General features: G+C 58.5%; 16 protein-coding genes. 11 read left to right on the top strand and 5 right to left on the bottom strand.

Features of this window, described 5'->3' with window-relative positions:
- Position 1 precedes the first annotated feature (1 nt).
- The 3 genes from C3406_RS10355 to C3406_RS10345 form a co-directional block, all read right to left on the bottom strand.
- Positions 2-1414, bottom strand: coding sequence for a sodium:solute symporter family protein (locus tag C3406_RS10355; RefSeq protein WP_103824439.1), 1413 nt, complete (start codon positions 1412-1414; stop codon positions 2-4).
- A 77-nt stretch (positions 1415-1491) separates the two neighbouring features.
- Entirely contained in the window at positions 1492-2376 is an 885-nt protein-coding gene (locus C3406_RS10350) for a dihydrodipicolinate synthase family protein (protein WP_103824438.1), read from the bottom strand.
- Positions 2377-2393: 17 nt separating this feature from the next.
- The gene (locus C3406_RS10345) at positions 2394-3539 is read right to left on the bottom strand and encodes an iron-containing alcohol dehydrogenase (RefSeq protein ID WP_103824437.1); all 1146 of its coding nucleotides are present in this window, start codon (positions 3537-3539) and stop codon (positions 2394-2396) included.
- A 169-nt stretch (positions 3540-3708) separates the two neighbouring features.
- On the opposite strand from C3406_RS10345, the gene dtnK reads away from it, so the two are divergent.
- The 3 genes from dtnK to C3406_RS10330 are packed head-to-tail and all read left to right on the top strand — an operon-like array spanning position 3709 to position 6671.
- Positions 3709-4929 carry a D-threonate kinase gene (gene dtnK / locus C3406_RS10340; RefSeq protein ID WP_103824436.1) on the top strand — a complete coding sequence of 407 codons (1221 nt, stop codon included), beginning with the start codon at positions 3709-3711 and terminating at the stop codon, positions 4927-4929.
- Positions 4922-5908, top strand: coding sequence for a D-threonate 4-phosphate dehydrogenase (locus C3406_RS10335; RefSeq protein WP_103824435.1), 987 nt, complete (start codon positions 4922-4924; stop codon positions 5906-5908). The genes dtnK and C3406_RS10335 overlap by 8 nt, the downstream gene beginning before the upstream one ends.
- Position 5909: 1 nt before the next feature.
- The gene (locus tag C3406_RS10330) at positions 5910-6671 is read left to right on the top strand and encodes a DeoR/GlpR family DNA-binding transcription regulator (RefSeq protein WP_103824434.1); all 762 of its coding nucleotides are present in this window, start codon (positions 5910-5912) and stop codon (positions 6669-6671) included.
- Positions 6672-6674: 3 nt separating this feature from the next.
- Here the strand turns inward: C3406_RS10330 and C3406_RS10325 are convergent, their stop codons facing one another.
- A complete protein-coding gene (locus C3406_RS10325) occupies positions 6675-7619 on the bottom strand; it encodes an L-lactate dehydrogenase (protein WP_103824433.1) in 945 nt (314 codons plus the stop codon).
- A 150-nt stretch (positions 7620-7769) separates the two neighbouring features.
- Between C3406_RS10325 and C3406_RS10320 the strand changes: the two genes are divergently transcribed.
- The gene (locus tag C3406_RS10320; RefSeq protein ID WP_103824432.1) at positions 7770-8252 is read left to right on the top strand and encodes a GNAT family N-acetyltransferase; all 483 of its coding nucleotides are present in this window, start codon (positions 7770-7772) and stop codon (positions 8250-8252) included.
- Here C3406_RS10320 and ptrR read toward each other — a convergent pair.
- Positions 8206-9084 (bottom strand): putrescine utilization regulator PtrR, encoded by an 879-nt coding sequence (gene ptrR / locus C3406_RS10315; protein ID WP_103824431.1) that lies wholly within the window; start codon positions 9082-9084, stop codon positions 8206-8208. The genes C3406_RS10320 and ptrR overlap by 47 nt on opposite strands.
- Positions 9085-9183: 99 nt before the next feature.
- Here ptrR and sad point away from each other — a divergent pair, with 99 nt between their 5' ends.
- The 7 genes from sad to C3406_RS10280 all read left to right on the top strand — a co-directional run bounded on the left by sad (position 9184) and on the right by C3406_RS10280 (position 18823).
- A complete protein-coding gene (gene sad, locus C3406_RS10310) occupies positions 9184-10566 on the top strand; it encodes a succinate-semialdehyde dehydrogenase (protein ID WP_103824430.1) in 1383 nt (460 codons plus the stop codon).
- Positions 10567-10833: 267 nt separating this feature from the next.
- On the top strand, positions 10834-12411 hold the full coding sequence (locus C3406_RS10305; RefSeq protein ID WP_103824429.1) for a methyl-accepting chemotaxis protein: 1578 nt from the start codon (positions 10834-10836) through the stop codon (positions 12409-12411).
- A gap of 63 nt (positions 12412-12474) precedes the next feature.
- Positions 12475-13401, top strand: a complete 927-nt coding sequence (glsB, locus tag C3406_RS10300) for a glutaminase B (RefSeq protein WP_103824428.1) — start codon at positions 12475-12477, stop codon at positions 13399-13401.
- Positions 13402-13563: 162 nt separating this feature from the next.
- On the top strand, positions 13564-15015 hold the full coding sequence (locus C3406_RS10295) for a GGDEF domain-containing protein (protein WP_103824427.1): 1452 nt from the start codon (positions 13564-13566) through the stop codon (positions 15013-15015).
- 181 nt (positions 15016-15196) lie between these two features.
- The gene (locus tag C3406_RS10290) at positions 15197-16189 is read left to right on the top strand and encodes a sensor domain-containing diguanylate cyclase (RefSeq protein ID WP_103824426.1); all 993 of its coding nucleotides are present in this window, start codon (positions 15197-15199) and stop codon (positions 16187-16189) included.
- A gap of 51 nt (positions 16190-16240) precedes the next feature.
- Positions 16241-17206: a sensor domain-containing diguanylate cyclase gene (locus C3406_RS10285; RefSeq protein ID WP_103824425.1), complete on the top strand. Its 966-nt coding sequence runs from the start codon at positions 16241-16243 to the stop codon at positions 17204-17206.
- A 165-nt stretch (positions 17207-17371) separates the two neighbouring features.
- Positions 17372-18823 (top strand): tagaturonate reductase, encoded by a 1452-nt coding sequence (locus tag C3406_RS10280; protein ID WP_103824424.1) that lies wholly within the window; start codon positions 17372-17374, stop codon positions 18821-18823.
- Positions 18824-18987 lie beyond the last annotated feature (164 nt).

Genomic DNA, 18987 nt, shown 5'->3' with positions numbered 1-18987 from the left:
ATCAGACTCCATTATGTTGAACAGGGGCATGCGCTTTGCGATCCGCTTTATTTGGGATGATGCGGTCGAGAACCATAATCACCGCCGGGGTGATCAGCGCGATGTACATATTGTTAATACCAAACGGGTCGCCCAGCAGATACCACAGCGAGGTCATCACGCAGGCGCCAATCAGGCCAGCGTTGGCACCGCGGGTACTTTTGAAGAACGGGGCGTAGAAGGCGATCACCGCCACCACCGAAATCGACAGACGAATGGCGCGAGTGAAGAACGACAGCTTCAGCACTTCCGGTACCAGCAGGACGAAGATCAGCGGCAGGAAGCCAATCAGCAGCGATAGCCAGCGGGTCGCTTTAAACTCCTGCTCCGGGGTCGGGTTGCGGTAGGGTACATAGAAATCTTTCACCACCAGCGAGGCGATAGCCAGCGCCACGGTACTCACGCTGACAAAAATCGACGCCACAAGTGACGTTGTCACCAGGCCAGCCAGCCACGGATTCATATCCTGCAGGAAGATAGGCATGGCGTAGAGGCTGTCGATCTCCGGGTGCAGATACTTCGCCGCCACGCCAATCACCGCAATCGCCAGGGCAATCGGCAGACAGAAGAAGAAGGCGACCCAGGTGGAGCGTTTAGCTGATTTCACATCTTTGGTGGACGAAATAGCCTGGATAACGAACTGGGTACAGAAGATGGAACCAATGGTGCCAATCAGCCAGGCAAAGATGGTGCTGGCACCAATGTTGCCATCCCAGGTCCAGTAGTAGCTCGGCATCTGCTCAATCATGGGCGTAAAGCCGCCGGTTTTAGAGAGCGCGAAGCCCATGATCGCCAGGATGCCGAAATACTTCAGGGCGCTGTGCAGCAGCGTTACCCAGGCCACGCCCTTCATACCGCCAAAGGCGAAGTAGAAGGTACTGACAATGGCGGTAATAAACGCCGCGACCGGAAGATTGACCTTCAGCACGGTGGAGATCGCCGCCGCGCCGGAGACATAGTTACCGACGTTTACCAGCAGCAGGGCGTAGATCATGATGATGGAGATGATGTTTTTGGTGCTGGTGCCGTACTTTTCGGCAATCGCCCCAGAGATGGTGATTTTGCCGGTGTTATAAATGCGTTTCACCAGCAGCAGGCCGAACAGCGGGAAGCCGATGGCTGCGCCAATCACCGACCAGGAGGCGGCAAAACCATCCTCGAACGCCGCCTGGGCGGTCCCGATGGTGGACTTGGCACCGATATATTCAGACATCAGCAGGATCCCGACGATAAAGGCCGGCATCGCCCGGGAGCCTTCCATAAAATCACCGGTGTTTTTACTGCGTAACCGGAAGGTCAGCCAGGTGGTAAACAGGATGTAGACAATCACGATGCCTACGATGATCAGGGTATCTTCAGCGGTAAAATTGTTCATCTTTGCCTCTCTTCAGGGCGTAGGAAACCTGGGCACACCCGGTGCCCGGTATTCTTATGGACGAAATCAAACGCCGGTTACTGCAGTGACTTCGTCACTATCTGGCGGATCTGTTCAGTCTGTTGCGCATCGAAAGCCACCGCGTAGCGGCTTTCACCCACCTCTTCACCCATCACCTGCAGCGCTTTTTTTACCGCCGCCGGAGAGAAGGCCACTTTATACAGATTCGTGCGCAGTTCAGTCACGCCATCCTGCGCCCGACGCGAGCCCTCAATATCGCCCGCATGGAAACGCGTCCAGATGGCGTTGATCGCCTCCGGCGCCACGTTCGCCAGCCCGGAAATGCAAGCAGAGCAGCCCTCAACAAAGCCCTGATGGATGAGCGAATCGGGGCCGTTGAGCACGTCAAAATCGTCGATATCCGCTACGGCTTTCAGGAATCCGCTCAGGCTCTCGTAGCTGCCTGCGCTGTCCTTAATGCCGATGATGTTCGGGTGCGAAGCCAGCACCCGCGCAGTTTGCGGCTCGATGGTATTGCCGGTGCGCGCCGGGATGTTGTAGAGAAATACCGGCACCGTCAGGGCATCGGCGATAGCGGTGTAATGGGTAATCAGTTCTGCCTGGGTCAAGGGAACAAACCATGGGGTGATCACCGAGACGGCATCCACGCCGAGGGTTTCAATTTGCTTGCCGAGACGAATAGTGGCGCGGGTGGAGATCTCCCCGATATGCGACACCACCGGCGCACGCCCGGCGACCTCTTCCACGCAGGCGCGGGTGACGGCCACTTTTTCCTCTTCGGTCAGCACGAAAAACTCCCCGTTGGTGCCGCCACAGAAAATGCCGTTACCCGCCGCCAGCTGACGCTGGATCTGGCGTTTCAGCCCCGGCAGATGCAGGGCGCCGTCGTCCGTAAAGGGGGTGACGATCGCCGTCAGCACGCCTTCAATCTTGTTACGCATTATTCACTCCTTCGATATTAACGTTCGGGGAACAGGGTCTGGTAAATACCCTGTACCTCGGCATGGCTGACCTGACGCGGGGCGTTATTCATCAGGCGTTTTACGTTCAGGGCGGCATCGCTCAGGGAAGCGATATCATCCCGCGGGACGCCCAGCGTCTCGAGGTTGTCCGGTAAGTTCAGGCGGCGCACCAGGGCGGCAAACCACTCCACCAGCGCGTGGGATTTCGCTTCCATCGACAGGGAGGTATCGGCGCCCGGCACCAGATCCCACACCTGGGCAAATTTTTCCACCGCGTCCGGGCGCACCACGCGCATGCAGGGCGCTAACAGGATGGCGTTCGCCACCCCATGCGGCAGGTGATATTTGCCGCCCAGCGGATAGGAAAGGGCATGCACCAGATGGGTCCCGGCATGGGCAATGGCCACGCCGCCGTAGTAGGACGCCCACAGCATTTCGAGCTTCGCCGCCAGGTTGTGCGGCTCGGCGCAGGCGGTTTCGATGTTATTGACCAGCTTGCGCAGACCAATCAGCGCTGCGTTATCGCTCACCGGATTCGCGACGGTGGCGGTAAAGCACTCGATCAGGTGGCACAGGGCGTCGATCCCGGTCGACGAGGCGATGTGCGGCGGCATGCTGGTGGTGAGTTCCGGCAGCAGCGCCACGTAATCGGGCAGCAGTACCGGGGAGATGATGCCGATTTTGGTGCTCTGCTCTGGAATGGCGAGGATCGCGTTCGGCGTGGCTTCGGAGCCGGTACCGGCGCTGGCGGGAATCAATAATGAAGCAAGGCGCTGGGTCGGTTTTTCACCTGCCAGCAGGGCGTCCAGCCCCGGCGAGGCCGGATGGCACAGCACGGAGAGCAGTTTCGCTACATCCAGTACGCTGCCGCCGCCTACGCCCACCACCAGATCAAAAGCGGTATCGTTGATGTCAGCCAGCAGAGCGTGAACGTCGTGATGCGTGGGCTCTGGCGGCACGCGCTCAATCACGCTGACGCTGCGGTTATCGGCTTCCAGCAGGGCGCGGATAGCGCGGGCGGCCTCCAGACGGGCGATATTACCGTCGGTGACCAGTAAAAGGCGCGACTTGCCTGCCAGCAGTGGCGCGAGGGCCGGGATCGCACCCGCACCGCTGATTATCGTACTGTTAATGGTTAACACATTGCTCTCCTGTTGCTGTGTCTGTGATTGATTTCGCTCAAAACAGGCAATCACAGTCATCGTGTCTCTAAATTTATAATTTATTCGCAAACCGAATAACTTGATCTTGCTCACATATAATCAATCATGATTGAATATAATCATTAACAGGAACGACGAACCTTTGAGGATGAACGTGAACAACCTGAACAGAGAGATCGTGGTGATCGCCGACGACTTTACCGGTGCCAACGATGCGGGGGTGAGCCTGGCGCTAAGCGGTAAAAAAGTCAGCGTGGCGTTTCAGACGCCTTTTACCGACGACACCGATGCGCTGGTTATTAATAGCGATAGCCGGGCGATGAAGGCATCAGAGGCGGCTGAAAAACTGACGCAGTATGCGACCGACGTTCACGCGGCCAAATGGCTGATTAAGAAAATTGACTCAACGCTTCGCGGCAACCCGGGCGCTGAAGTAGAGGCGCTGCTGAGGCTCAGCGGTAAGGGCCAGGCGATTATCGCCCCGGCATTTCCGGCCGCCGGGCGCACCACCGAAGAGGGCCTCTGCCTGGTGAACGGCGTGCCGGTGACGGAGACCGAGTTTGCCAGCGACCCGAAAACCCCGGTGCGCCACGCGCAGGTAGCGAAGGTGCTGGCGGAGCAAACCCGGCTTAAAAGCAGGGTGGTCACGCAGGCGGAACTTGCCACGGCGCTCGCGAGCGATGCGCGTCTGGTGATTGTGGATGCGCAGACCGACGCGGAGCTGGACCAGATTATCAACACGGCGTTTGCCTGCGATGAAAAGCCGCTGCTGGTGGGCTCCGCCGGGCTGTGCGATGCCCTGGCGCGCCGTCTTACCACGCCGCGCCAGCTCTTGGCGGTTATCGGTTCGATGAGTGAAATTGCGCAAAAGCAGATCCAGCGTGTGCGCGGCCAGCACAATGTCAGCACGGTATTAATTGATATCAATGATGTGTTTAACGGGACGATGGCGGGATACCAGCAGCAGATCGCCCAGGCGCTTGCGGCAGGCCAGCACTGCGTGGTGCATACCTGCGCTGACACCCAGGCACGGCATCAGATAGAGACGCTCTGCCAGCAGCACGGATTAAACCGCGCGGCGCTGGGAGAGACTATCAGCGCCTTTCTGGGTGCGCTGACGCGTAACGCGCTGGAGACCCGCCGCCCGGCGGCGCTCTATGTCTCCGGCGGCGATGTGGCGATGGCAGTTGCCAGCGCGCTCAACGCACAAGGTTTTGCCATTCGCGGACAGGTGGCGCAGTGCGTGCCGTTTGGTCGATTTTTGGGTTGTCGCTGGCAGGGGCCAGTCATGACCAAAGCGGGCGGTTTTGGTACTGAAACCACGCTGCTTGAGGTTTTGCATTTTATCGAGGAGAAGATGAGTGACTAATATCATTGCTGTAACGATGGGTGACCCGGCGGGCATCGGCCCGGAAATCATTATCAAATCCCTGACCGAGGGTGAGCTCTCCGGCGCGCCTGTCGTGGTGGTGGGTTGCGCCCGTACCCTGCAACGGGTGCTGGAAAAAGGTATCACCGCGCCGGCAGAGTTACGTGTGATTACCCGCGTCAGCGAGGCGCAGTTTGGCCCGGCGATCATTAACGTGCTGGATGAGCCGCTGGCGGACCCCGAAGCGTTACAGCCAGGCGTCGTACAGGCGCAGGCGGGGGATCTGGCCTACCGCTGCGTGCGTCGCGCCACCGAGCTGGCGATGGCGGGGGAAGTGAAAGCCATTGCCACCGCGCCGCTGAACAAAGAGGCGCTGCATCTGGCGGGCCACCACTATCCGGGTCATACCGAACTGCTGGCGCACCTCACCGACAGCAAAGATTACGCGATGGTGCTCTATACCGATCAGCTGAAGGTGATCCACATCACCACCCACATCGCGTTGCGCAAATTCCTTGATACCCTCAACCAGGATCGGGTAAAAACCGTGATTGGCATTGCCGATACCTTCCTCAAGCGCGTGGGCTACACCAATCCGCGTATTGCGGTGGCCGGGGTTAACCCGCACGCCGGGGAGAACGGTCTGTTTGGTGACGAAGAGATCAAGATTGTCGGCCCGGCCGTTGAGGCGATGAAGGCGAAGGGGCTGAATGTGTTCGGGCCGTGTCCGCCGGATACGGTGTTTATGCAGTGCCACGAAGGCATGTACGACATAGTGGTGGCGATGTATCACGATCAGGGCCATATTCCGTTAAAATTACTCGGTTTTTACGACGGGGTGAACATCACCGCCGGGCTGCCGTTTATCCGTACTTCTGCTGACCACGGCACCGCATTTGACATTGCGTGGTCAGGTAAAGCGAAGTCTGAGAGCATGACGGTTTCTATCCAGTTAGCGATGCAAATCACACGGGAATAATATGAAGGGATATAGCCGGTTAGAACAGATAATGGATTACCTGAAAGGGCACAATCTGGTGACAGTGGATCAGCTGGTGGCGGCAACGGATGCCTCGCCTGCGACCATTCGCCGGGATCTGATTAAGCTCGATCAGGAGGGGGTCATCAGCCGCACCCATGGTGGCGTGACCCTGAACCGGTTTATCCCTTCCCAGCCCACCACCAGTGAAAAGATGCAGCGCAGCCTGGCGGAGAAACACGCCATCGCCTGCGCCGCCGCCAGTTTTGTTAAGGCCGGTGACGCGGTGGTGCTCGATGCGGGCACCACCATGATTGAACTCGCGCGCCAGCTTACCCATCTGCCGCTGCGCGTCATCACCAGCGATCTGCATATCGCCCTGTTTCTGTCAGAGTTTAAGCAGATCGAGGTGACGATCATTGGCGGGCGCATCGACGATTCCAGCCAGTCCTGTATCGGCGAGCATGGCCGCCGCCTGCTGCAGAACGTCTGGCCGGATATCGCTTTTGTCAGCTGTAACGGCTGGGATCTGGAGCGCGGCATTACCTCGCCGACGGAAGAAAAAGCGGCCCTGAAGCGCGATCTGATTGCCAACGCCCGACGCCGCGTACTGCTCGCCGACAGCACGAAATATGGCGCCTGGTCGCTGTTTAATGTGGCGCATCTCAACTCCCTGACCGATATCGTCACCGATAAACGTCTGGATGAGAATGTGCAGCAGACCTTAAGCCAGCTGGATGCTACGCTGACCTTAGCCCCTTAAGGCTCAGGGCAGGCGGGCGATATTGGCCTTAATCACCTCTACCGAATGGCGGAACTTCTGCTGCTCCTCTTCCGCCAGTTTTAATTCAATGATCTGCTGAACGCCGCTCTGGGCCAGCACCGCGGGCACGCCAATCGCTACCCCATCAACGCCATACTCACCCTCCAGAATGCAGGAGATCGCCAGCGCCCGGTGGCTGCCGGTGAAAATATTGCGGCAGATCTCGGCGATGGTGGCGGCGATGCCGTACTCCGTGCAGCCCTTGCGGGCATAGATCTCAAAGCCCTGTTTGCGTACGCGCTCGGCCAGCTCGTCAAAATCCAGCGTCTGGCCGGTATGGCGTTGATATACCTCGGCAATGGGTGAGCCATATACCGACGAATGGGACCAGACCGGGAACTGCGTATCGCCATGCTCGCCGAGGATAAAGGCGTCGATGCTCTGGGCGCCGATATCCAGCGCCTGCGCCAGGGTCCGCCGCAGACGGGTGGTATCCAGCCAGACGCCGGTGCCGATCACCTGATTACGCGGCAGGCCGGAGAGCTGCCACACCTGCCAGGTGATGATGTCGCACGGGTTGGTGGCAATCAGAAAGATGCCGTTAAAGCCGCCCGCCATCATCTGCGGAACAATATTCTTCACAATGCTGGCTGTGGCGGTCAATTCATCCAGCCGCGTCTGGCCCGGTTTGAGGGCGCCGCCGGAGACGGTGATCACCGCGATATCCACATCGGCACAGTCGCTCGCCTCGCGGGTGGAGATGCTCATCATGCCGGGCATATAGGCGGCAGCATCCGCCAGGTCCCAGGCGTGGCCTTCACTGCGCGGCTGGTTGATATCCACCAGCAGCAGCTCTTCGCAGATATTCTGGTTCAGCAGGGCGTAGGCAGCGGAGGTGCCGACGTTTCCGGCCCCGATAATCATCACTTTACGGGCTTTGGTGTTCATTGTTTTCCTGAGATGTTAACCGTGACTGTGCCCAAACTTACGCCGCAGTCGCGGGAGGCGCAATGGTCAGGCGCAGCTATAAGTTAAAAATATGCCGTTGCGTTTGTCGGCCAGCGTTATGGTGGAGAAAAACGACAAAAGGAGCCTGCCATGTATTCCATCACCTCTGAATCGCCCGCCCATCCGGATATCACCACCCTGATTGCCGCCCTGGACCGTTACCAGAGCGCGCTCTATCCGGCAGAGAGCAATCATCTGCTGGATCTGACCGGGTTGCCCGACCATGCGCTGATAATGATGGTGATCCGCGATCGCCAGCTTAACGCCGTCGGCTGCGGAGCGATCGTGCTGAACGGTGACGGCAGCGGCGAGATGAAGCGGGTTTATATCGATCCGACCCATCGCGGACAGCAGTTGGGTGAAAAGCTGCTGGCGGCGCTGGAAGACGAAGCGCAAAGCCGGAGCTGCCATACCCTGCGGCTGGAGACGGGGATCAAGCAGCTTCCGGCCATCCGGCTCTATGAACGCTGTGGCTACCAGCGGTGCGAGGCGTTTCCTCCCTATGCCCCCGATCCCCTGAGCCTGTTTATGGAGAAGATGCTGGTGGCTGACCTTCGTTTAGCAGCGCTATAAACGCCTCCAGTTGCCGGGTCATCGCGCCCCGGCGCCATACCAGCCAGGTGGTGAGCCAGCGCCAGTTTTCCGCCAGCGGCCAGGCGGCCACCTGGTGATGTCCGGGCATACTTTCCAGCATTGAACGGGGCATCAGCGCAATGCCCGCCCCGGCAATGACGCAGGCCAGCATCCCGTGATAGGACTCCATTTCGTGGATGCGCCCCGGCGTGGCGCGATCCGCATGAAACCAGCTCTCGAAATGGCGGCGGTAGGAGCAGTTGGCGCGAAAGGCATAGATATCGTGCCCGCTGATGTCGGCGGCCCGCGCAACCTCTGGATGACCGGCAGGCACCACCAGCATCATCTCCTCCCGGTAGACCGGCATGCCCTCCAGCTCCGGGTGGTTTAATGGCCCGTCCACAAAGGCCGCGCTTAGCGTCCCTTCCAGTACCCCGTCAATCATCGTCCCCGAAGGGCCCGTCGCCAGCGCAAACTGAATGCGCGGGTAGCGCTGGTTAAACTGCGCCAGCGAGGCCGGGATACGTACCGCCGCGGTGCTCTCCAGCGACCCGAGGGTAAACAGCCCCTGGGGTTCATCACCGGCCACCACCATCCGCGCCTCATCCACCAGGGCGAGGATCTGTCGGCTATAGCGTAAAAAATTATGCCCAGCGGGTGAGAGGCGCAGCCGCTGGTTCTCGCGGATGAACAGCGCCACGCCAAGATCGGCCTCCAGCTGTTTAATGCGGGTGGTCAGGTTTGAGGGCACGCGATGCACTTTCTGCGCGGCCTGGGTAATGCTGCCGGTCTGGGCGACGGCGTTAAACATCTCCAGCTGGGTCAGATCCATATCGTTCTCGTTTCGTGAATAAGGTGGTTATTATTATTCATTTTTAAGAAATAGCAGATCGCGCCACACTATCGCAACTGTTAATACACGGAGCCGATCATGACGACACCTTCTGCTACCCATGCCCTGTCCATTAACCCGGCAAACGGCGAAACCCTGGCTGTCTGGCCGTGGGCGACCGTCACCGAGGTTGAACAAGCCCTTGCACAGACCGATACCGCTTTTCGCCAGTGGCGCAGCGTGCCGGTGGCGGCGCGTGCGCAAAAGCTACGCGATCTGGGCGCCGCGCTGCGCAACCGTGGTGAAGAGATGGCGCAGATGATCACGCGCGAAATGGGCAAACCCATCGCCCAGGCGCGCGGGGAGGTGGCGAAATCCGCCGGTCTCTGCGACTGGTATGCTGAACATGGCCCGGCCATGCTCAATACCGAGGCAACCCAGGTGGCGGACGCAGTGATTGAGTATCGCCCGCTGGGGCCGGTGCTGGCGGTGATGCCGTGGAACTTCCCGCTCTGGCAGGTGCTCCGTGGCGCGGTACCGATTATTCTGGCGGGCAACAGCTATCTGCTGAAACATGCTCCGAACGTACTGGGCGCGGCGAACCTGATTGAAGCGATCTTTACCGACGCCGGATTCCCGCAGGGGGTGTTTGGTCAGCTGAACGCCACTAACGACGGGGTGAGCCAGATGATCACCGATCCGCGCATTGCGGCGGTCACCGTCACCGGCAGCCTGCGTGCCGGGGCCGCCATTGGCGCGCAGGCCGGGGCCGCGCTGAAAAAATGCGTCCTTGAACTGGGCGGTTCCGATCCCTTTATTGTCCTGAACGATGCCGACCTGGATCTGGCGGTGAACGCGGCGGTGACCGGCCGCTATCAGAACACCGGGCAGGTATGCGCGGCGGCCAAGCGCTTTATCGTCGAGGCGGGTGTTGCCGATGAGTTTAGCCGTCGCTTTGTCGAGGCTACCGCGGCGCTGAAGATGGGCGCGCCTGAAAACGAAGAGAACTATCTCGGCCCGATGGCGCGTTTCGATCTGCGCGACGAGCTGCATCAGCAGGTTCAGGCTACGCTGGCCGAAGGGGCGACCCTGTTGCTGGGCGGCGAAAAGGTAGCGGGGGCAGGGAACTACTATGCGCCGACCGTGCTGGGGAATGTGACTCCAACGATGACCGCGTTTCGTCAGGAGCTGTTTGGCCCGGTGGCGGCGATTAGCGTAGCAACCGATGCCGATCACGCGCTTGCCCTGGCTAACGACAGCGATTTTGGGCTTTCGGCGACAGTCTTTACCGCCAATGCAGAGCTGGCCGACCGCTTTGCCCGCCAGCTCGAGTGCGGCGGGGTGTTTATCAACGGCTACAGCGCCAGCGACGCCCGCGTGGCGTTCGGCGGGGTGAAGAAGAGCGGCTTTGGCCGGGAGCTGTCACACTTTGGCCTGCATGAGTTCTGTAATGTGCAGACGGTGTGGAAAGACCGGGTTTAACTTTGAGCCCATTGTTCCGCCGGGTGGCGCTGCGCTTACTCGGCCTACAAAACCTGTAGGCCCGCGCAAGCAAAGCGCCGCCGGGCGTTACCAGGTTTGACGTTGTACCTGTATTCCTGCCGGGTGGCGCTGCGCTTACCCAGCCTACAAAACCTGTAGGCCCGCGCAAGCGAAGCGCCGCCGGGCGTCTGTCATCATTCTGAAATAGTTCTGTCATTTTCACTGCGTAGACTCGTCCACGTCTAAGTCATTGTTAATGAAGAAATCATGAACTTAATGCAAATTTTTCGCCGCATTACTCCCCGGCAGTTTGGTTTGTTGGCGGGGATCTTCTGTATCATCGGCCTCTTTTCCGCGTTGCAAATCTCTTCATCGGTCTTACTTTCCGTCTCCCTGCGCGATGCCCAGCGCAACGAACAGCGCAACCAGATGGCCTGGCTGCAACAGGCAAAGGTCGATCAGGCCCGCATCTCGTTGCTGGCGGCAAGCGATCTGCTTAATCGCGCGGGGGTTTATTTTATGCAGGATAAAGAAACCGGCTCGGACGGCAGCTGGCACAGCCTGATGGACGAAGCGCAACAGGCGCTACGTGATTCCCAGCAGGCCTGGCAGGCGTGGCAGGCAATGAACCCGCCGCAGGATGAAGCACTGCTCAATAGCTACCAGTTGTTTTTCGACGCTATCCGTGAGCAGGCCGACGGGCTGGTCAACGGTCAGTCAATCGATGCCTTTTTTGCCGTTCCTGCCCAGGCATTTCAGGCCGATTTTAATGACAACTATGCCCGCTATCAGCAGGCGAGCGCCCAGCGCGCCACGGAGGGGCGACAGCGGCTGACCGCCAGCCTGTCCGACCTGCAATCGCTGTTCCTGCTGGCCCCGGTTGTCCTGCTGGGGATTGCGGTTGCGGTGTGGTTTGCCATGTCCCGCTGGGTGATCGTCCCGCTGCGTCGCCTTATCGCCCATATTAATTTGCTGGCGGCGGGGGATCTCTCTTCGCCGCTACCCACCGTGACCCGGTTTAACCGCGAGATTGCGCAACTGGGCGGTAGCGTGGAGACGCTGCAACAGGGCCTGCAACAGCTGGTGACCCAGGTCAGCGAGGCGACCACCTCGATGGTGACCAATATTGGCTCGCTGGCGCAGGGCAATCAGGATCTCTATCAGCAGTCTGCGCGTCAGGCGCAGGAGTTGAAAGAGGTGACCGCGCATATTGCCGCGCTGGAAACCCACGTCGAAGGAAACAGCGGCTACGCAAAACTGGCAAGCTCACGGGCGGACGAGGCGCGGGAGATGGCGGCAGGGGGAGACCGGATGATGGAGACGGTCAATGCCTCAATGGCGGCCATCGTGGAGCGCTCTTCGGAGATGCGCGGTATTGTGGCGATCATCGATAATGTGGCGTTCCAGACCAACATTCTGGCGCTGAACGCGGCCATTGAAGCGGCCCACGCTGGCAACCAGGGGCGTGGATTCGCCGTGGTGGCGCGGGAGGTGGGGCTGCTGGCGCGTAAAAGCAGCCACTCGACCCAGACCATCCAGCAGCTGATCAACCACTCGTTGCAGGGCATCGAAGATGGCTCGAAAGCCGTCACCCGGCTGGAGGATAACCTCCAGCAGGTGATTGGCCTGGTGGGTAATCTTTGCAGTCTGCTGAATGAGATCTCCGTTGCCACCCTCAGCCAGGGCGAGAGTATTCACCGTATGACCAGCCAGCTCCAGGCGCTGAACCAGGTGGCTCGCCAGACCGATGCGCTGGTCAATACCGCCTCTGAAGCCTCCCAACGGCTGCACGATGAATCGGGCCTGCTGTTGCAGGCCGTCTCGCGGTTCCGACTGCCTGCCTGACGCCATCCATAAGCCTCTGTTATACTCGCAGGCCGTTTTTGGCCTGTGAGCAAGGAGCAACCGATGGCTGCGAACATCAATAATCAGATGCTGGACGCCATTCTGGCGCAAGTACGCCCCCTGTTGGGCAAGGGTAAAGTTGCCGATTACATCCCGGCGCTGGCCTCGGTCAATGGCAACAAACTCGGCATTGCCATCACTACGGTGGACGGGCAGCACTTTCAGGCCGGTGATGCCACCGAGCGTTTTTCCATTCAGTCGATTTCGAAAGTCCTGAGCCTGGTGGCGGCGATGCGTCAGTATGACGAGGATGAGATCTGGCAGCGGGTAGGGAAAGATCCCTCCGGTCAGCCGTTCAATTCGCTGTTGCAGCTGGAGATCGAACAGGGCAAACCGCGTAATCCGTTTATTAACGCCGGGGCGCTGGTAGTATGCGACATGCTGCAAAGCCGCCTGAGCGCACCGCGCCAGAGAATGCTGGAGATCGTGCGTCAGCTCTCCGGAGTAAGCGATATCGGCTACGATTCCGCCGTTGCCCGTTCGGAGTTTGAACACTCGGCGCGCAATGCGGCGATCGCCTGGCTGATGAAGTCGTTCGGCAATTTCCATAACGACGTGCCAACGGTGCTGCAAAACTACTTCCAATACTGCGCCCTGAAGATGAGCTGTGTCGAACTGGCGAAAACGTTTCTTTTTCTGGCTGCTCAGGGTTATGCCCCGCATCTCTCCGAGCCCGTTGTTACGCCGATGCAGGCCCGGCAGGTCAATGCGTTGATGGCGACAAGCGGGATGTATCAGAACGCCGGTGAGTTTGCCTGGCGGGTGGGGCTGCCTGCCAAATCGGGGGTAGGTGGCGGGGTAGTGGCGATCGTGCCTCACGAGATGGCGATTGCGGTCTGGAGCCCTGAACTGGACGACGCGGGGAACTCCCTGGCGGGCGTCACGGCGCTGGAACACCTGACTCAGCAGCTGGGGCGTTCAGTCTATTAAGCACTACCTGTGCCGTCACGCTGACGGCGCAATTGATAAGCACTGCTAACTGGAAGATGATAGTTATCCCCTTAATGTGATATACATTAATCCCAAACTTTTAACATTCATCCGCGTGGATGTGTATTCAATGTTAAAAGCAAACCTATGGATTGATATTGCATGTCTTCTGCTCACGCCAGAACATTCACACTTTTTCAGCCGCACAGTCCGTTCCGAAACGCGGCGGGAATAGTGGTATTGACCACGCTGTTCTATTTTATCGGCGCGCAGCTTCGTCTGATGGAGTCGCTGTCAATGTTCTGGCCGCTCAATGGCGTGATGGCAGGGGTGTTTGCCCGCTACGCTTACCTGAACCGGCCTCGCTATTACGTGATGTCCTATATCGCCATGCTGGTATACGACGCCATCACCACCGACTGGGGCATCTCCTCGCTGGGCATTAACCTCTCGAATATGGTGTTTATTGTCACCGTAGCCCTGTTGGTCCAGCGCGACAAGCAACTGAAAAACCGCACCCCGGATCCGGTGAATGCCCTGCGGCTGTTTAACTATTGTCTGCTGGCTGCGCTGCTGAGCGCCCTGCTCGGAGCGGCGGTGGCGGGCGGGGTGGACAGTCGCGCCTTCTGGCCGCTGGTCGCCGACTGGTTTAGCGAACAGTTTTCTACCGGGGTATTGATTGTCCCCTGTATGCTGACCATGACCTGGCCCACGTTCAACCGGGCCATACGTGCCAGTCATTTGATGCCGGTGGTGTTACTGGTTATCTCGGTGATGGCCTCGGTCGCAATCGGTGGGGCCGGTGCGCTGGCGTTTCCGCTACCGGCGCTGATCTGGTGCGCGGTACGCTATTCGCTGCCGGCAACCTGTCTGTTGACCTTTGTCACCGGGACGGTGGAGATCACCTTGATTGGCAACTCCATCATCACCATCGTGGCAACCACGCCGCTCACCACCCCGATGATGTTCTCTGCCCGCCTGGGGATCGCCACCCTGGCAATCTGCCCGGTTATGGTCTCGGTCAGCATGGCGGCGATCAATTCCCTGATCCGCCAGGTTTCCCTGCGTGCCGATTACGACTATCTGACTCAGGTTTACTCCCGCTCCGGGCTGTATGAGGCGCTTAAAAATGTTGAAGGGAAGCGCAAAAGCCCGCGGCTGACCGTCATGCTGCTGGATATCGACTATTTCAAAAGCATCAACGACAACTATGGTCACGAATGTGGCGATACCGTTCTGGCCGCTTTTGCGCGCAAAGTGCAGGAGACGGTAGGTAACGCAGGGCTGGTAGCGCGAATGGGCGGCGAAGAGTTTGCCGTGGTGGTGAACTCCGCTTCAGCCGGGCAGGCATATGCTCTGGCGGAGCGTATTCGTACCACGGTTGAACAACATCCCTTTAACTGGCGGGGGCAGACGCTCTTTTTAACCGTCAGTATTGGTCTGGGCAGCGGTAGGTCGGAGCCGTCACAGCTCACAGAGGTGTTTAATCGTCTGATGACTGAAGCGGATGATTATCTGTATCGTTCGAAAAAAGCAGGTCGAAATCGTACCAGCGCCCGAATGACAGAGATAAAAACTACCGAACAGGCGGTAGCGCCTTCGGAACAGCTGTAATCGTTTGCCAGGGCGCAGTGACGCCTTTTACCATATATTCACGAAACTGATAAATGCCTTGATACAAAAATTCAACGTCAATAATATAAAAGGGTGATTATATCGGAAAAATCGTGTGATGAACGGAACTGACAGATTCAGTAAATCCCCTCGCGTGCCTGGCAGTCGGTTTATCAAACGCATGTATCTGATGCGAATGCTTGGAACCTTCCTCTGCTTTATTCCTATTCTCTCTGTCCTGCTGGAACAGCAACGTTCCGTCTGGCTTATGGGATTGCTGGCCATCAACGCCTTTGTCTGGCCAACTTTGGCCTGGTGGCGCGCCCGGTGTTCTTCGACGCCGCTCCTTACCGAACATCAGAACCTGGTTTTAGACGCCGGGGCAGGCGGCTTCTGGATCGCCATGATGGCGGTCAATCCGCTGCCTTCCGTCGCCATTGCCACTATCTTACTTGCTGACCGGCTGGCGGCGGGTGGCTTTCCGTTGATGAAAAAGGCCGGGGCGGTGATGGTGGCGGTCTTTATGGGGAGCTGGCTGTCGCAGGGAATGGCGCTGGTGCCGTGGATGTCGCAGCGTACCCTCTATGCCACGCTGCCGTTGATTGCTATCTATACCGTGGCGCTGAGCGTGCTCACCAACAGTATCGCCATGCGGCTGCGCTTCAAATCGCGCGAGCTGGAGCGCATTGCGATGATGGACCCGCTGCTGGACATTGCCAACCGGCGTCTGCTGGAGGAGCGTATCGATCATGAGCTGCATAAACTGCAGCAAACCTGCCACGATTCGGCGCTGATGTTTATCGATATCGATAACTTTAAAGAGGTCAACGATCGCTACGGGCACAAGGTAGGGGATATGCTTTTAGTGACAGTGTCACAAATTTTGCATATCGCCAGCCGTCAGAGCGACACCCCGGCGCGACTGGGTGGGGACGAGTTTGTGATCCTGCTGCCCGATACCACCCTCGACGAAGCGCGAGTGGTCGCTACCCGCATTATGGATGCGGCAGCGGTTATCGGTGACGTCGCGGAAGAAGCAGTCCATTGCATAATGAGTATTGGCATTGCCTGCGCCACCCGGGAGATGGGAAATGTTACAGACTGGTTACAAGCTGCCGACGCCGCACTGTATCAGGCTAAACGCGATGGTAAAAACCGCATTTTTGCCCACTGACCCGCCTCAGGATGCGCTAAGCTTTTAAAAAGCCTGACGTACGGAGCCCGTATGAAATCACCCTCACTACCCAGCAATGAAGCAAAGCGTCTCAGTGCCTTGCGTGAATCCGGGCTGCTTGAACCAGAAGATCACCCGACTTACGCGCGCATCACCCGGCTGGCAAGACGCGTGTTTGGCGTGCCGGTGGCGATGATCAACCTGGTTGACGAGCACGTTGTGGTCGTTAAATCCACCGATGGCGGCGACCCGACCAACCTGCCGCGAAATCTCTCGTTTTGCGGCCATACCGTCCTTAGCGATGCACCGCTGGTGATCCCCGATACCCTGGACGATACCCGCTTTGCTGATAACCCTCTGGTCACCGACGACGATCCTATCCGCTTTTACGCGGGTTATCCGCTGCGCCTGCCCGGTGGGGCCACGGTGGGATCGCTCTGTATTATCGATCACTATCCACGGCCTTTTTCGCCTTCTGACATTGAGGCGCTGGCCGATCTGGCGGCACTGGTGGAAGCGGAGTTTGCCGCCGCCAGCGCCAGTATCACTGACCCGCTGACCGGGCTCTACAACCGCCGGGGCTTTCATCATCTGGCGACCTATGCCATTCGCGCTGCCCGCCGTCGGGCTGAGCCTTTAACCCTGGCCTGGTTGGATCTCGATCGTTTTAAGCAGATAAACGCCCGCTATGGCCGCACAGATGGCGACAACGCCCTGAAGGCGATGGCCGGTCTGCTGAGCTCCACTTTTCGTGAAGCCGACGTGCTGTCGCGCTACGGCGGAGATGAGTTTGCCATTCTGTTTGCCAACAGCGACGAAAAGGGGGCATGGATCGCCATGCAGTTTCTTACCGAACAGGCGGCGAACTGGAACGAGCATGCCGAATATCCGTGGGCGCTCTCCTTCTCCTGGGGCGTGCGCGAGTTCGATCACGACCGCGACGATCTCAAGAGCTGGCTGGCCACTGCCGACCAGATGATGTACTCCATGAAACAGCAGCGAGGTACCGGATGTTGAGAAGGGGAAGTAAACCCCGCAGGCGTTCTGGTCTACAAATTCATATAGATCCTGTCACAATTCACACCGGAATTGATCAAAACAGGGGTTCGCGGTCGTAAAGTTTGATAAGTTATCGTACCAATCTTATCAGGCTGTATGACTAATCATTACAAGGACCCCATTGTGAACACACTAAACCGTCGTGATTTCCCCGGTGCTCTCTATCCTGAACGTATCATCCAGGTTGGTGAGGGCAACTTCCTGCGCGCGTTTATTGACTGGCAGATCGATCTGCTTAACGAGCATACCGACCTTAACGCCGCTATTGCGATTGTGCGCCCCATCAAAAGCGATTTTCCGCCTTCGCTGAGCACTCAGGACGGCCTGTATACCACCATCATTCGCGGCCTGAACGAGCAGGGCGAAGCGGTCAGCGACGCGCGTCTTATCCGCTCGGTGAACCGTGAGATCAGCGTTTACGATCAGTACGATGAATTCCTGAAGCTGGCGCATAACCCGGAGATGCGCTTTGTCTTCTCTAACACCACGGAAGCGGGGATCAGCTACCACGCCGGGGATAAGTTTGAGGATGCGCCTGCGGTCAGCTATCCGGCAAAACTGACCCGCCTGCTGTTCGAGCGTTTCAGCCATTTCAACGGGGCCGCCGATAAAGGTTGGGTGATCGTGCCGTGCGAATTAATTGACTACAACGGTGATGCCCTGCGTGAGCTGGTGCTGCGCTATGCCCAGGAGTGGGCGCTGCCTGCGGCCTTTATCCAGTGGCTCAACGATGCCAACACCTTCTGTTCAACACTGGTGGACCGTATCGTCACCGGCTATCCGCGCGATGAAGTGGCTGAGCTTGAAGCCTCTCTGGGCTATCACGATGCCTTCCTCGATACCGCTGAACATTTCTATCTGTTTGTGATCCAGGGGCCTAAATCGCTGGCGCAGGAGCTGCGTCTCGATAAGCTGGCGCTGAACGTGCTGATTGTTGATGACATCAAGCCATACAAAGAGCGCAAAGTGGCGATCCTCAACGGCGCACATACCGCGCTGGTGCCGGTGGCGTTCCAGGCGGGGCTGGATACCGTGGGTGAAGCGATGAACGACACCGAAATCTGCGCCTTTGTCGAAAAAGCGATTCATGAAGAGATTATTCCGGTGCTGGATCTGCCGCGCGATGAGCTGGCCTCGTTTGCCAGCGCGGTAACGGGCCGTTTCCGCAATCCGTATATCAAGCATCAACTGCTGTCGATAGCCCTGAACGGCATGACCAAGTACCGCACCCGCATTCTGCCGCAGCTTCTGGCGGGGCAGCAGGCCAGTGGCAAACTCCCGGCGCGCCTGACCTTTGCGCTGGCGGCCCTGATCGCCTTCTACCGTGCGGAACGTAACGGCGAAAGCTATCCGGTGCAGGATGACGCGCACTGGTTAACCCGTTTCCAGCAGTTGTGGACGCAGCATCATGACCAGCAGATAAGCTCGCGTGAGCTGGTGACAGCGGTGCTGAGCGTCAGCGAGCACTGGGAGCAGGACCTGACCCAGGTGCGCGGGCTGGTAGAACAGGTTGCGCAGGATCTGGATGCCATTCTTCATCAGGGCATGCGCGCTGCCGTCAAACCACTCTGCTAAGCCATTGAGCCTCCCTCTCTCCTGACGGGAGAGGGGGAATACCCGCATCGGTTACGTTGACAGGTTACTTGTTTTAGTTACAACATACTTTAATCCCTTCTTCTTTTCCCAAAATGAAACACTGTGCGGTCTGAACAGGCTTAGCAAAACGACAGCATTTTTTA

Source organism: Leclercia sp. LSNIH8, assembly GCF_002920195.1.
Lineage (GTDB): Bacteria > Pseudomonadota > Gammaproteobacteria > Enterobacterales > Enterobacteriaceae > Enterobacter.
Note: the sequence above shows the minus strand (reverse complement) of the source record. Positions and strands in the feature narration are given on the sequence as shown.